Below are 16,064 nucleotides of genomic sequence, written 5' to 3'. Positions count from 1 at the left end.
TACCACAACTATTGATGCGGAGATTTGCGATGGTGCAGAATATATTTTGCCTGATGGAAGTTCTGTTTCAACAAGTGGAGTTTACACAACAACACTTACTTCAATTTCCGGATGTGATTCAATTATCACAACTAACTTAAATATCATTTCAAGTTATACCACAACAATTGATGCGGAGATATGCGATGGCGCAGATTATATTTTACCTGATGGAACAACAACATCAATTGCGGGAACATACACTACGACATTAACAAGTGCATTTGGATGTGATTCAATTATCACCACCAACTTAAATATTATTTCAAGTTATTCCACAACCGTTGATGCAGAAATTTGCGATGGTGCAGAATATATTTTACCTGATGGATCAACAACATCAATTGCGGGAACATACACTACGACATTAACAAGTGCATTCGGATGTGATTCAATAATCACCACCAACTTAAATATAATTTCAAGTTACACTACAACCGTTGATGCGGAGATATGTGATGGCGCAGAATATATTTTACCTGATGGAAGTTTGGTTTCTATAAGCGGTACTTATTCAACAACGCTTACTTCAATATCAGGATGTGATTCAATCATCACCACCAACTTAAATATTATTTCAAGTTACACCACAACTGTTGATGCAGAGATTTGCGATGGTGCGGAATATATTTTACCGGATGGAACAACAACATCAATCGCAGGAATTTATTCAACAACATTAATAAGTGTATTCGGATGTGATTCAATCATCACCACCAACTTAAATATTATTTCAAGTTATACCACAACAGTTGATGCGGAAATATGTGATGATGCAGAATATATTTTACCTGATGGATCAACAACATCAATTGCGGGAACATACACTACGACATTGACAAGTGCATTTGGATGTGATTCAATCATCACCACCAACTTAAATATTATTTCAAGTTATTCCACAACAGTTGATGCGGAGATTTGCGATGGTGCAGATTATATTTTACCTGATGGAACAACAACATCAATTGCAGGAATTTATTCAACAACATTAATAAGTGTATTCGGATGTGATTCGATTATCACAACCAACTTAAATATTATTTCAAGTTATACCACAACAGTTGATGCGGAAATATGTGATGGTGCAGATTATATTTTACCTGATGGAACAACAACATCAATTGCAGGAATTTATTCAACAACATTAATAAGTGTATTCGGATGTGATTCAATTATCACCACTAACTTAAATATTATTTCAAGTTATTCCACAACTATTGATGCGGAAATATGTGATGGTGCAGATTATATTTTACCTGATGGAACAACAACATCAATTGCAGGAATTTATTCAACAACATTAATAAGTGTATTCGGATGTGATTCGATTATTACAACCAACTTAAATATTATTTCAAGTTATTCCACAACCGTTGATGCAGAAATTTGCGATGGCCATTAAATGCAGATTATATTTTACCGGATGGATCAACAACATCAATTGCGGGAACATACACTACGACATTAACAAGTGCATTCGGATGTGATTCAATCATCACCACTAACTTAAATATCATTGCAGCATACACAACAACTATTGATGCAGAGATTTGCGATGGTGCAGAATATATTTTACCCGATGGAAGTTCGGTTTCGATAAGTGGAGTTTACACAACAACACTTACTTCAATTTCCGGATGTGATTCAATTATCACCACTAACTTAAATATCATTTCAAGTTATACCACAACAGTTGATGCGGAGATTTGCGATGGCGCAGAATATATTTTGCCAGACGGAAGTTCTGTTTCAACAAGTGGAGTTTATACAACTACTTTAACAAGTGCATTTGGATGTGATTCGATAATCACCACCAACCTAAATATTATTTCAAGTTATACCACAACAGTTGATGCAGAAATTTGCGATGGTGCAGAATATATTTTACCTGATGGAAGTTCTGTTTCAACTTCTGGAATTTACACAACAACTTTATCAAGTGCATTTGGATGTGATTCAATAATCACCACTAACTTAAATATCATTTCAAGTTATACCACAACAGTTGATGCGGAGATTTGCGATGGTGCAGATTATATTTTACCTGATGGAAGTTCTGTTTCAACAAGTGGAATTTATTCAACAACATTAACAAGTGCATTCGGATGTGATTCAATTATCACAACTAACTTAAATATTATTTCAAGTTACACCACAACTATTGATGCGGAAATTTGCGATGGTGCAGATTATATTTTACCTGATGGAAGTTCTGTTTCAACTTCTGGAATTTACACAACGACATTAACAAGTGCATTCGGATGTGATTCAATAATTACGACCAACCTAATTGTAAATACAATTTATGAGTCATTCATTGATACAATAATTTGCGAAGGAGAAGTTTACTTATTACCTGATGGGGCTACTGCAACAATAGCGGGATCATATTTTTCTAATCTTGTAAGTGTAAGTGGTTGCGATTCCATTATCACTACTAATTTGGGTGTGAATTCATCTTTTGCAACAATAGTAGATACAGTTATTTGCGAAGGAGATCTTTATACTTTACCTGATGGAAGTTCTGCAACAATTAGCGGAACATATATAAGCAATTTAATTTCAATGAAAGGTTGCGATTCAATTATCACCACAAATCTTATAGTAAATTCTAATTATTCAACTACCGTTGTTGCAATAATCTGTGAAGGTGATATTTATACTTTGCCGGATGGTGTTATTGTTTCTGATGCCGGTGATTATACATCAACTTTTATTTCAATTTCCGGATGCGATTCCATAATTACGACACATCTGAATTTTAATATAATTCCTACAACCTATGGTTCCGTTTCAATTTGCGAAGGCGATACTTTTATAATGCCGGATGGTAGTGTAGATTCAGTGGCGGGTGTGTATGAATTTACTTTTGAATCAATTGCAGGTTGCGATAGTATAGTAAGTATTACCTTAAACGTAAATCCTTTACCTGCAGTAAATTTTTCAGGGTTGGATGATGAGTATTGTATTAATGATTCTTCTTCAATTTTATTTCCTGTACCATCGGGAGGTACTTTCAGCGGACCCGGTATTACTGATAATATTTTCGATCCTGCATTTGCCGGTGTTGGTGGTCCTTATACAATAGAATATGATTTTGTAAATGGGTCCGGTTGCTCAAATACTATTTATAAAAACACTTTTGTAAATGCGTTGCCATTAGTAGGTTTGAATTCTCCAACACAATTATGTCTTGAAGCTGATCCAATAGAATTGACATTTTCTCCTGCAGGTGGTGTGTTAAGTGGTGAAGGAATTTCAGGTGAATATTTTACACCTTCTGTTGCAGGAACGGGTGGTCCATATACAATTAATTATACCTACACAGATTCGAATGGATGTGTAGCAACAGATAACCAATTTATTGTTGTTACAGAAAATGTGGTAGATGCGGGTGAAGATCAATCATTAATAATTGGTGATAGTGTTTATCTGCAAGCATATCCTGCTGGCAGTGTAATTTGGTCTCCTGCTATTGGAGTTGATTGTGTGGATTGTACAGGTACTTTTGTATTTCCAATTGAAACAACAAATTATTTTGTAACATCAACAGATGATAATGGATGTATTGCAATTGATGATGTTACTGTGTATGTAACATATGATCCTGATGAAACCATATTTGCTCCTTCGGCATTTACTCCAAATGGCGATGGAAAAAATGATCACTTCTTTATTTACGGACCTGATATTTTATATATAGAATCGTTGCAAGTATTTGATCGTTGGGGTAAATTAATTTTCAGTGCAACACATGTTCCTGCGGATGTAATTGATAAAGGTTGGGATGGTACTTTTCAAGGTCAATATTTAAATACTGGAGTGTATGCATGGACCGCTGAAATAATCTTAAAAGGGAATATTCGTATCAACCGAGCGGGCAATGTTACTCTGCTGAAATAATTTTTTCGAAATTTTTTTAACCACATAGGAACATAGGAATAAAAAAGAATAGTATCTATGAATCTAAATATCTATGTGGTTAATTTTTTCTCCTTGATCTCCGTGTTTTTTCTCTTCGTGATCTCCGTGTAATTTTCAATTTGATTTTGATAAGGGTAATTATATAATTTTTTAACCACATAGGAACATAGAAAAAAAATAGAATATTATTTATGTATTTATGTATCTATCTATGTGGTTATTTTTTTTTCTATTTATTTCTCCGGATAGTCACGTTTTTTTTCTAAAATAAAGTTGTAGCACTTCTTTATTGTGTTTTGACCCACCTCTTATCCTCCCTCAAACTGTTTACCCGCCGAAGGAGGGGGAGGACGTTTGTGCAGTTGTTCTATCAAATTCATGTTTATTAAAAATATTTTTTTTCTCAGTGAAGCTCCGTGTTTTTCCTTCGTGATCTCCGTGTAATTTCTATATGATTATGTAGTTATTTATTTTCTCTCTATTCCACAATCAATTTCCCATTTATATAAATCAATTCATTTTGCATTTTATAAAAATATATTCCCGACGGCAATGCAGCAGTTGTTATTTTAAATTGTTTTTCACCGGCAGATAATTCAGAATGATACACCAATTTATTATCAGCAGCAAATAAATTAAAATCAATTGACTTTGTAATTACATCTTCAAATTGAATAATAAAAAATGCATCTGATGGATTTGGATAAATAATATAATTCAATGTAGTTGCATTAAATACAGACTGACAAATTTCAACAGTAACAATAATACTTTCACTTGTCATACATCCATCCGCATTTGTCCCGGTAACCGTAAATTCTGTAGTATTCAGTGGCGTTACTTCCATATAACTACAATCAATACAAGGAATAGCAGTAGTTGGCTCCCATGAATAAATCATCGCACCGGAAGCACTTAACACTATAGTTTCACCAAGGCAAATTGTAGTATCATTATTTGTAATAATATCCGGTAATGGATTTACAACTATACTTACGGTATCAATATCATTACAAACTCCATTGCTTACGGTTACAAAATAATCTGTTGATTCAGTTACAAACACAATAGGGTTTGCAATATAAATATTACTTACTCCGGTTGATGGACTCCATAGAAAATCATCACCACCACTTGCAAAAAATTGAACTTGATTTGCGCCACAAACAGAGGTATCCGGACCGGCAATTGCATCCACTCCCGGAACAACAGTTACAGTAACTTCTGCTGTATCAAAACAACCCGCAGCATTTGTAATAACTACAGTATATGTCGTAGAATTTTCGGCAGTACATATTGGATTTGAAATATCAGTTGCACTTAACCATGTTGCAGGACTCCAATTATAAATTACTCCGCCACTTGCTTCTAATGTTACTGATTCACCCAAACAAATTGTAGTATCATTATTTACGTTTGCAAAATCATTTATAAATATTTCACTGCTGATTAACATCGGCCAATCACTTATTGTTTCACCATAAGATCCATCTGTTGCACCATTGCTATCACCATAACAATCACTTGCTTCAGTTAATGTTGTTCCTGCAATTCCACCGGATAAATCAGAAAAAATTCCTATAGGTAAAGTGCTGCCTGTAAATCTTATTAATCCACCACCGCCACCACCTCCCGGACCTGTACATCCATCGCCTGTTATATCACTTCCATTGCCTCCTTTTAATTCTATCAATACATCAGAGTCTAATGCAGAAATATCTAATAATACTGTTCCGGCTGCGCCACCTCCGCTTCCTCCATCACCAAGTACAGATTCACGACTTGTTCCATTTGATTTTAAAGTATATCCATTTCCATCTAAAGTATTTGCGGATAAAAAAATAATGCCTCCACCATTTCCACCTGCTTTTGAATATCCATTATTTCCATGTCCGGCGCCACCACCACCACCAAGAAATATTCTGTTTTCACTATTGGAATTATCAGGTAAAAAACCACTCTGACCAACACCTGTTCCCGGACAAGAAAATACAGTTGCAACTCTTTCGCCTCCAACACCACCATTACCTCCCATACTTCCGCCACCACCTCCTGCATTATGATCATTACCACCACCGCCGCCATTTGCAAGCTTGCCTCTGCCTGCTCTTTTTTCATCTGTTACTGTTGCAAAACCTTCTCCTTTTACAGCACCATTTCCCGAATCAATTCCTGTTCTGTAACCTGTCCATGCAAAACCAAATGGACAAGAGTCCGGATAATTTTCATACTCACCACCACGAAATCCCTTTTCACTTACATCAATATCTGCTTGTATTGTAAGTGTGCCTTCCACAAAAAATGCAAGTATGCCACCTGTGTTTCCGTCCCAGGATTTACATGTAAGTGTGCTGTCAATAATTGCATCAGCATACACCGGAATTCTCACCACTTGTACAAAACCTGAATAATCATAATCATGCGAGATGATATAGTTTAAATACAAAACACCTGTTTCAGAAAAGGCCACTTCATTTATTTCAAATTTACCTGTAGTTCCATAATCAGTAACGTTTCCAAACGATGAAGAGTTGGTTTCATTAATTGTAGCTCCTTTCATTTGCACAATTAAAATTTTATCTCCTGCGGAAAATGAAGAAGCATCATCAACCAACAAAGCATTTGAACAAGTATAGCCATTTGCAGAAGTGTAATCATTTATAATTCCACGAATTAATTCCTGACCTGAAACTGCGGAATAACAAACGATAAAAAATAAGAATGGTAGATAGCGTCGCATGTATGAAGTATTTAATACTTAAAGTTAAAGCTTGTAGTGAATGCAATTACCAATAATCACAAGTAATTGTAATTGTTTAATTGTAAATGTAAAGAAGAAAATAGGGATTAACTATTTCAATTACTTAATTTCACCACATAAAATTTTAAGATATGTATTCATCAATGCAACAACGATTACAAAAGGAAATAACTGAAATAAAAGATGCAGGACTTTATAAAAATGAACGCATCATCGCCTCACCACAAGGTGCTGATATTGTATTAGCAGATGGCAGCAAAGTGATAAATTTTTGTGCGAATAATTATCTCGGACTTTCCAGTCATCCAAAGGTTATTGAAGCAGCAAAAAAATATATTGACTCACATGGTTTCGGAATGAGTTCCGTGCGATTTATTTGCGGCACTCAGGATATTCATAAAGAATTAGAAAAAAAGATTGCTGATTTTCTGGGAACAGAAGATACCATTTTATATGCTGCTGCTTTCGATGCAAACGGCGGAGCATTCGAACCTTTATTTAATGAAGAAGATGCAATTATCAGCGATGCATTAAATCATGCTTCTATTATTGATGGTGTGCGTTTATGTAAAGCACAACGCTTTCGTTATGCGCATAATGATATGGCTGATTTGGAAAAACAATTAATTGCATCTAAAGATTTGCGCAACAGAATAATTGTTACCGACGGTGCATTCAGTATGGATGGTACTATTGCGCAATTAGATGAAATAGTTATTCTGGCAGAAAAATATGATGCATTAATTATGGTGGATGAATGTCATGCTTCCGGATTTTTAGGAAAGACAGGAAGAGGAACCCATGAGTATAGAAATGTAATGGGAAAAATTGATATCATCACCGGTACATTAGGTAAAGCTTTGGGTGGGGCATCCGGTGGATTTACTTCAGGAAGAAAAGAAATTATTGAAATATTGCGCCAGCGATCAAGACCTTATTTATTTTCAAACACATTAGCTCCAACAATTACAGGAGCATCCATTGCAGTGTTTGATTTATTAAGTCAGACAACAGAATTGCGTGATAAATTAGAAGAGAATACAACATACTTCCGACAAAAAATGACGGATGCAGGATTTGATATAAAACCGGGTGAACATCCTATTGTTCCTATCATGTTATATGATGCAGTGTTGAGTCAAAAAATGGCGGAAGGATTATTAACCGAAGGCATTTATGTAATTGGATTTTATTTTCCGGTAGTGCCCAAAGGTCAAGCCAGAATCCGTGTGCAAATATCTGCTGCACATACTCGTGAACATTTGGATAAAGCAATTGCAGCATTTATTAAAGTGGGAAAGAATTTGAATGTGATTAAATGAGAAATTTATAAGTAAACATAAAAGCAACGGATAATTTGCCGTTGCTTTTTTATTTTTATAATTATGCAAGCACCTTACCGTAGTAAATTGTACGAAGTAATTTTTGGAACTCATACCAAAGCAGGAAAAAACTTTGATTTGATTTTGCTTTGGACTATTATTTTAAGTGTGTTGGTAGTAATGATGGAAAGTATTAAGCCAATACAAATGAAATACGCAGAATTGTTGCGTATACTTGAATGGACTTTTACAATTATTTTCTCACTTGAATATCTCGCAAGAATTTATAGTCATCCAAAACCGCTGAAATATATCTTTAGTTTTTGGGGAATTATTGATTTGTTATCAATAGCACCCACCTTCCTCAGTTTAATTTTTAAAGGCGCACATTTCTTAGTAGTAATACGATTATTAAGAGTGTTGCGTGTATTCCGTATTTTAAAATTAGGACGCTATTTTACTGAGTCGTTAGTGTTGTCGGAAGCATTGAAAGCCAGTTCATATAAAATAATTGTATTCATGCTTAGTGTAATGTTGCTGGTGATTGTTATGGGCTCGGTAATGTATGTTGTAGAAGGCGGTCAAAACGGATTTAGTAGTATTCCTCAAAGTATTTATTGGGCGGTGATTACAATTACCACAGTTGGCTATGGCGATATAGTGCCGGTTACAGTTGTAGGGAAATTTATTGCCTCATTAATGATGTTGATGGGCTATAGTATTATTGCTGTACCTACTGGAATTATCTCCGTTGAAATAGCGAAAGCAAGCAAGAAAAAAATAGCGTGCAAAAATTGCGGTGAAAACCTTGAAGTTGAAAAAGCAAATTATTGCAGCAACTGCGGAAATAAACTCGGATGACTTACTGTAAATACATAGCAACTCTACCAAAGGATGAAACAAACGTTCACAAAATATATCACGATACGCAATATGGATTTCCATTGCATACGGATGATGAATTATTTTGCAGGTTGATATTGGAAATAAATCAGGCAGGATTAAGTTGGACAACGATATTAAATAAGCAAGAAAATTTTCGGAAAGCATATCACAATTTTAATATTAAAAAAGTAGCGGCTTATAAAGAAAAAGATTTTAATCGCCTGATGCAGGATGCAGGAATTATTCGCAATCGATTAAAAATAAATGCAGCTATTGAAAATGCAAAAACGATTCTGCAATTGCAAAAAGAATATGGCTCATTTCAACTTTGGTTACAGCATCATCATCCTGCGGATAAAGAAACATGGACGAAACTTTTCAAAAAAACATTTCGCTTTACCGGTGGTGAAATAGTAAATGAATTTTTAATGAGTACCGGTTATTTAAAAGGGGCACATACAGAAGATTGTCCGGTATATAAAAAAGTATTGAAAGAGAAACCAGTTTGGAGTTTGTAGTTTATTGTGGAACTGTCGAACTGTCAAATCGTTGAATTGTGTAATTGAAAATGTAGAATCGTAGAACTGGAGAATTGTAGAACTGGATTATGCGATAGCAAATGGCGATGGCTAAATAAAAAGTATTGAATCGTGGAATCGTGGAACCGTCGAATCGTTGAATTATAAATGAAAAGCAGCGAAATAAAATTTCACTGCTTTGTCGTTGTGATTTTTATAAAAAAATTTATGAATATTCTTTTGTTTGCATTTAAACAATAAAGATTTTTTTCTAATTTTTAATCCACTTCAGCACAACTCTATCATTGTTATTGGCAATTTGAATCATATATATTCCCTTAGCAATCTGCGGTAGTGAAATAATTTTATTCTCATAATAAATATCTCTATACACTATTCGGCCACTCAAATCGAAAATTGTTACAACTGCATTTGAAGCATCGTTCAGAGCTCCTGAAATATAAAATCCTTCCTCGTTTGATGCTATGAGCTTTAAATTGGAATCTGTGTTTGCTTCCGCTTTTTTAGGGGTATTCACTTTCAGAATATCATAAGAGATATAATTGTTTCCGAAATCGGGATTATTAATGTTCGCACAAGATAAATACAAACCTTCAGGACCTACAAAAGATGTTTGCTCTTCGTAAATGGAAGTGGCCATATATAATTCATCAATAATGTTAAATCCATTATCCAAAATCATAATTACTAATGGTTTGTTTTTATAAGTACAAGTATTACAATCCTCGCCTTCCTTTATTTCAGGTCTGAAAAAGCGATAATAAATATCTCTGTAAGAATCATATTTTAACGAAGTATAAACAGGTGCCTCAATCGTAAACTTCATCAGTAGTGCATTGTCTTTTATGGCAATAGGATCTAATGGAGTTGCATCCATTTTATGATATGCACTTCGCACTATTAAATCTGTTGCTTCATTTGATTCAGGATTCCATATTTTAATTTCAGGCGACATGGTGTAGCTATAGATATGCATATTGTTATTATTCACTTCTCTTTTTGGAAGAAAATAATATCCATAATAAACATTGCGATAATTTTCTGGATATGTAACCGGAACAAATTCAGTTCTCAATTTTTTATCATTTAAAAACAGTCGCACTTCATTATTTCCTTTATAATATTCCGGATCATTTACCATAACATCATATCGTGAACTCATAAGATATACACTGCCATCTTCATTTAGTATCGGTTTAAAATTTATATCCCCAAGTAGTGTATTATTTTTATAAAACGCTTGCTTTTCATCATTGATAACATATTTATTCATCAATTCTGCTTTCAATCCATTCAGTTGAATTACGTATAAATAATCTTCCTGCATTATTAATAATTTATCATTCTGAATATTAAAAGATGAAATGGTTTCATCAAGGTTATAGCCATTCAATGATTTCAAATCTATATTTCCGGCATACTCCCAACTATCCATATTTATATAGTCAATAACCTTTCTGCTTTGATTATAGCAAAGCATATAATTAGTTTCATTGTTATTATATAATAGCACATGAGTATAGAATTTTGGGAGAACATCATTTCTTTCAATTGCAACACTATACATATCGAAATTAGATGTGTTGCTTAAGCTTTTAAATGGTGAGAATTGAATCGGTTGCTGCGCAAAAACAAAAGATTGAATAAAAACAGCAAGAATTAAAATTTTAGTTTTCATAACCAACTTTTTTAGATGAGATAAATTCAAATAGACTTTTATAAAGAATAGCAACTGTAAATAAAAAAAAAAATGAAAAATCCAAATTTAATTTTATCGTGCAGGTTCCCGCAGCCAACAAACAAACGCTAAATGCGGGTAATATGCTCGCACTATAATTTGCCATTGCTATCGTCATTTGCCTTCGCCTTTTTCCAATTCTACAGTTCTACAATTCTACCCTCAAACGATTCGACATAAAAGAAAAAGACATACTCATCGCATGCCTTTTCTATAAAAAATTCTATCCTCCAATTATTCTATCACCACTTGTTTGTTCACTGCTTTACCATCACTAATAATTCCCAATGTATAAATTCCTTTTGCAAGATGTTGTAATTGCAAAGTATATGTTTGAACTCCACTTGTATTTGTATAATTATTTGAATACACAATTTGACCTAATGTATTTGATACTTGAATAGTCAAATCTTTTGTTGCGTTGGTTTCAAATTGCACATTAAAATTTCCATCATTTGGATTTGGATAAATTGCTAATCCTTTTATTCCTGCAACTTCACTTATGCCTGTACATTCTTCCACATTCACAGTAACTTCTGTTCTTGCACTTGTACATGATTTTTCAGCATTATATTCCCAATCGAAAAAATAATAATATCTCGCCTCATAGCTGGACTCTGTTATTGTGGCAAGTCCTCCCACATTATAAGGATAAGTAATTGTTGCACCTGCATCAGTACTTGCTCTTTCCAATCTTGGTCCTTCATATCCAAAAGAAGAAAGATTAGTTGCAGTGTTTGTTCCCAACACATATTCGCTTCCTGGTGCTATATCAAAATTGAGTGTTGCAGTAGATTCACCTGATGGAATATTTACTGTTGCAGATTGTAAAACTGTTCCACCTGCATCACGCAATTCAATAGTGCGATCTCCCGGTGTATCAGTATAAACTTTTACAGAAACCAAAGTAAATTCTGTTGTTACATCAAACACTAAATAACCATTGTAAGAAGCTTCACTGTATGGACTGCCTCCTGTTATTTCATGTGGCTCCGCAGTACCTTCTGCACTAAAAGCAATATCTGTATTTGCAGCAAAGTAGGATGTTGTTTCAAATAAATCAGAAGTAGATAATGTAGCACCACTTCCAATTACACTACCACCTTCTGCCGCATCATACCAAATAATTTCACCGGATGCAGTTGCATTTATTTCAGTAGAAGTACCTGCGCAAACTAACTCCACCGGATCAATTACCGGCGCACTCATTTCGTAATTCGTTACTTCAATTGTGCTTGTAGTTATATCACCACAAGTTCTGCTGATTGTACAATTATAAGAACCTGGTTCAGTAACAGTTATTGAACTAGTTGTTGCACCATTGTTCCATAAATAACTTGTTCCAATTGGTGTAACCGATAGTGTAATTACATCTTCGCCACACTTCTGAATTACATCATCCGAAACAGATGCATCACCAGTAATTGTTATTGGTAATTCAGTAATATCTTCCAGTTGTTCTGTTAATGTTATATCCGCAACCATTACATTATTCTCATCATTTTCTTCTAAGAAATAATTATTCGGATCCACCTGCACCACTATTTTATAATCACCATTACAAATTCCCGGAGGCAAAATAATATTCATTCCATCTAACCAGTAATGATAAATATCCAATTGTCCGCAGGAGATTCCCTGATTGGTGATTCCACATGAAAAATTACCACCACCTAAGCCGCTGTTTGGTGCCGCCGCTGTGGTAACAATATTATTATCCGCATCACGACAGTACCCATAATAGCCAGTGCAAGTACCGTAATCCATTAAACAAAAACCAAGCTTTGAACCCTCGCCAATTATGGGCCACTCCAGTGGATTTTCAACACCTTCCACCGGAATGCGCAAAGAATAAACTCCCCAATCATCCACATGAAAATGGCCATGAGTTGGGTGATAAGTCATAGTACCCGCATTGCGATCCCAATACGTCATTTCAGTTCCGTTTTTATGATAAATGCGCTGATTAATTATCTGATGTGGCGCACTTCCATCCGGGCATTCATCCAAACCACCCGGACTATACACCGTATCGCCGCCGCAAATAAAATAGTCGGTAGGAAACACCCGCAATGGCCCATGACCGAGGTTAGGAGTAGAAACAGAAACTCCTAAAAGGCCGACAGATTCCGGCTGATATTCAGGATCTGCCAGTAAATCATGGCTCGCTAAAATATCTGGTAACAAATCGCAATCATCGCTGCCGTCTAAGCAATCGCAATCGGTGGCGTTGCTTGTGTTGCACTGTGTCCATGCAATGGTAGGTAATGCAAAAAGTAATAAGAGTAATAGGTTTTTCATTCGTAATAGTTTTTGATTTTAGTCTTTCGGATAGGAAAGGTAATGTTTTTTGAAGTTTCTGTTATTGCTGAGGGAGGATGGTGAAAAAAGGATGACTTGAAGGACAAAAAAAAATTAGGAGCTATTTCCCGCTATCCACTTTAAGGCCTGCCACTTGCTCTATTACAAAAATCCCAAAGCACAGTGTCAGGCGCTTTCCGTTGCTATCGGGGCTAAAAATGCAAAAACAAAAACGGCGGGTATCTCTAACGGTTGGTGTCTCACCGACCGAGTTGTGCGATTGGTTTCAGTCGGTAAGGATACCGACCGATAGGGAAAATTCAGTAAATCAATTTACGCAGCGTCACCGCTTACAGCGGTAGACGCTGCTGGGACAAAATATTTTTACAAAATGGTGAATATTAAATAGAATATTTAGATTTACTATCTAAACCTTAAATCTATACTTATGAAAAATCTTACTCTTTTTACAATCTTATCAATTTTTTTTTCCTCTCTATTTTCACAATCGCCAGACATAGCCTGGGAAACTAATATAGGAGGTAATGATTGGGATGAACTTCGAAGCATCAATCAAACCCCAGATGGCGGATATATTCTTGGAGGGTTTTCTATCTCAGGAATTTCAGGAAATAAAACAGCGACACAAATTGGCCTTTATGATTTTTACTTGGTAAAATTAAATGCGTCGGGCAATATTGATTGGCAAAAAACATATGGTGGGAATCAAAGTGATCAATGCTATACTGTAATTCCAACATCAGATGGTGGCTATATTGCCGGCGGTTGGTCTGAATCTGACATTTCCGGAAACCGGACAGAGGCAACCCATGGCGGTAAGGATATTTGGATTACTAAAATTGACGCCTCAGGAAATATTGAATGGGACAATGCTTATGGAGGAATAGGTGAAGAATATCTTTATGAAATTATTGAAACCTCAGATGGTGGATATGCTCTGGGTGGATGGTCTAATTCCGGTATTTCAGAAGATAAAGCAGAAGCAAGCCTCGGAGGTTATGATTTTTGGGTGATTAAAATTAATGCAACCGGTTCAATTCAATGGGAAAATGCAATAGGTGGAACCAGCGACGAGCGAATACATGGAATAAGACAAACTACAGATGGAGGTTATATAGTTGGTGGAACATCCGACTCAGATATCTCAGCAGATAAATCTGAAAATAATTTAGGAGAAGGTGAGGATTACTGGGTAATAAAATTAAACGACGTTGGTGAAATAGTTTGGGAAAATACCATTGGTGGTTCTGCTGAAGATGAATTATTCAGTATAGCGCAAACCTATGATGGAGGATATATTTTGGGAGGCTTTTCAACCTCAGATATTTCAGCCGATAAAACAGAAAGCAATTATGGTATGCAAGACTATTGGGTAGTAAAAATTGACGCAAGTGGTAATATAGAATGGCAAAATAACATTGGTGGAATTTATAGCGATCGCTTAGAATGTATTACACAAACTCATGATGGTGGATATTTTGTAGTTAGCGGCTCGTGGTCTTCAGCTTCGGGCGATAAAATTGAAGATGCAATGGACTGGGATTACTGGGCAGTAAAACTAGATAACCTTGGAAACATAAAATGGCAAACCGTTTTGGGTGGCTCAGAAGTGGATGTAACAAGAGCTATTTTACAGTCGCAAGATGGAGGATATGTTATGGCAGGGCAATCTACTTCAGGGGTATCTGGCATTAAATCAACCCCAAATTATGGAGGATACGATTATTGGGTTATAAAATTGGATTGCGCACCACCAGAAGCCGATATTACTGCATCCGGACCATTATCATTTTGTAAAGGTGAGTCAGTTGTTTTACAAACGATTTCATCTCAAGGTCTTACCTATCAATGGTATAGAAATGATCTATTAATTTCAGGTGCTACAAATTCTTCATTTCTTGCAAAAAAAACAGGTAACTATAAAGTAAATGTTATTGACGGGGAGTGTTCATCTACATCAGAAGCTACAAGTGTTACAGTGTATCCAAAACCAAATACAACTATAACCGCATCCGGATCCTTAGATATTTGTACAACGGGCTCTGTGAATTTACAAGCATTTGAAGGAGGATACCAATATAAATGGTATATGAATAGTACTGCTATTCCGGGGGCAAATTCATCTTCCTATATTGCCACAATTCCCGGTAACTATCGGGTCAAAATATCTAATAATAATTCGTGTATAAAGAGTTCAGAACAGATAACTGTTTATAGTACTTGCCGTTTGGCCTCTCCTGATGAAGTTATTAGCATATATCCAAACCCTGCATCATCACAAATATTTATTCAATTTACAAACAATACAGATCACGCAACAATTAAAATAATTAATGCAGCAGGTCAGGTAGTTAAGACCATTATTGCCAGTGAAAATAATTTAAATGTAGATGTATCAAATTTTGCATCAGGAATTTATTTTATTAAAGTGGAAAGTAATGGCTCTAACCTTTTCGAAAAATTTATTAAGGAATAGCTTTTTATTAGTTAGGTCGGTTCTGCTGGGTGATGAGATATTTCTTAATAACTAA

General features: G+C 35.1%; 9 protein-coding genes. 6 read left to right on the top strand and 3 right to left on the bottom strand.

What is annotated here, in order from left to right; all coding sequences use genetic code 11:
* Positions 1-46: 46 nt before the first annotated feature.
* A complete protein-coding gene (locus IPN31_04410; GenBank protein MBK8681145.1) occupies positions 47-1,444 on the top strand; it encodes a hypothetical protein in 1,398 nt (465 codons plus the stop codon).
* A complete protein-coding gene (locus IPN31_04405) occupies positions 1,429-3,945 on the top strand; it encodes a gliding motility-associated C-terminal domain-containing protein (protein ID MBK8681144.1) in 2,517 nt (838 codons plus the stop codon). Before IPN31_04410 ends, IPN31_04405 begins: the two co-directional genes overlap by 16 nt.
* A gap of 499 nt (positions 3,946-4,444) precedes the next feature.
* Here IPN31_04405 and IPN31_04400 read toward each other — a convergent pair whose 3' ends face one another.
* Complete coding sequence (locus IPN31_04400; GenBank protein ID MBK8681143.1) at positions 4,445-6,706, bottom strand: T9SS type A sorting domain-containing protein; 2,262 nt, start codon at positions 6,704-6,706, stop codon at positions 4,445-4,447.
* Positions 6,707-6,858: 152 nt separating this feature from the next.
* Between IPN31_04400 and kbl the strand changes: the two genes are divergently transcribed.
* The 3 genes from kbl (at position 6,859) to IPN31_04385 (ending at position 9,452) form a co-directional block, all read left to right on the top strand.
* On the top strand, positions 6,859-8,049 hold the full coding sequence (gene kbl, locus IPN31_04395; GenBank protein MBK8681142.1) for a glycine C-acetyltransferase: 1,191 nt from the start codon (positions 6,859-6,861) through the stop codon (positions 8,047-8,049).
* Positions 8,050-8,112: 63 nt separating this feature from the next.
* Positions 8,113-8,910 (top strand): ion transporter, encoded by a 798-nt coding sequence (locus IPN31_04390; GenBank protein MBK8681141.1) that lies wholly within the window; start codon positions 8,113-8,115, stop codon positions 8,908-8,910.
* Positions 8,907-9,452, top strand: a complete 546-nt coding sequence (locus IPN31_04385) for a DNA-3-methyladenine glycosylase I (protein MBK8681140.1) — start codon at positions 8,907-8,909, stop codon at positions 9,450-9,452. Before IPN31_04390 ends, IPN31_04385 begins: the two co-directional genes overlap by 4 nt.
* 271 nt (positions 9,453-9,723) lie before the next feature.
* Here the strand turns inward: IPN31_04385 and IPN31_04380 are convergent, their stop codons facing one another.
* Positions 9,724-11,151: a DUF4221 family protein gene (locus tag IPN31_04380; protein ID MBK8681139.1), complete on the bottom strand. Its 1,428-nt coding sequence runs from the start codon at positions 11,149-11,151 to the stop codon at positions 9,724-9,726.
* Positions 11,152-11,445: 294 nt separating this feature from the next.
* Positions 11,446-13,512 (bottom strand): T9SS type A sorting domain-containing protein, encoded by a 2,067-nt coding sequence (locus IPN31_04375; protein ID MBK8681138.1) that lies wholly within the window; start codon positions 13,510-13,512, stop codon positions 11,446-11,448.
* A gap of 448 nt (positions 13,513-13,960) precedes the next feature.
* On the opposite strand from IPN31_04375, the gene IPN31_04370 reads away from it, so the two are divergent.
* The gene (locus IPN31_04370; protein ID MBK8681137.1) at positions 13,961-16,009 is read left to right on the top strand and encodes a T9SS type A sorting domain-containing protein; all 2,049 of its coding nucleotides are present in this window, start codon (positions 13,961-13,963) and stop codon (positions 16,007-16,009) included.
* The last annotated feature ends 55 nt before the right edge of the window (positions 16,010-16,064 follow it).

Source organism: Bacteroidota bacterium, assembly GCA_016715425.1.
Classification (GTDB): Bacteria; Bacteroidota; Bacteroidia; order Chitinophagales; family BACL12; genus JADKAC01.
This window is presented reverse-complemented; position numbering and strand designations above follow the sequence as displayed.

Excerpts from the sequence above, each read along its gene's own strand:
- IPN31_04400 (MBK8681143.1), bottom strand. The coding sequence starts at position 6,706 with ATGCGACGCTATCTACCATTCTTATTTTTTATCGTTTGTTATTCCGCA.
- kbl (MBK8681142.1), top strand. The coding sequence starts at position 6,859 with ATGTATTCATCAATGCAACAACGATTACAAAAGGAAATAACTGAAATA.
- IPN31_04390 (MBK8681141.1), top strand. The coding sequence starts at position 8,113 with ATGCAAGCACCTTACCGTAGTAAATTGTACGAAGTAATTTTTGGAACT.
- IPN31_04385 (MBK8681140.1), top strand. The coding sequence starts at position 8,907 with ATGACTTACTGTAAATACATAGCAACTCTACCAAAGGATGAAACAAAC.
- IPN31_04380 (MBK8681139.1), bottom strand. The coding sequence starts at position 11,151 with ATGAAAACTAAAATTTTAATTCTTGCTGTTTTTATTCAATCTTTTGTT.
- IPN31_04375 (MBK8681138.1), bottom strand. The coding sequence starts at position 13,512 with ATGAAAAACCTATTACTCTTATTACTTTTTGCATTACCTACCATTGCA.
- IPN31_04370 (MBK8681137.1), top strand. The coding sequence starts at position 13,961 with ATGAAAAATCTTACTCTTTTTACAATCTTATCAATTTTTTTTTCCTCT.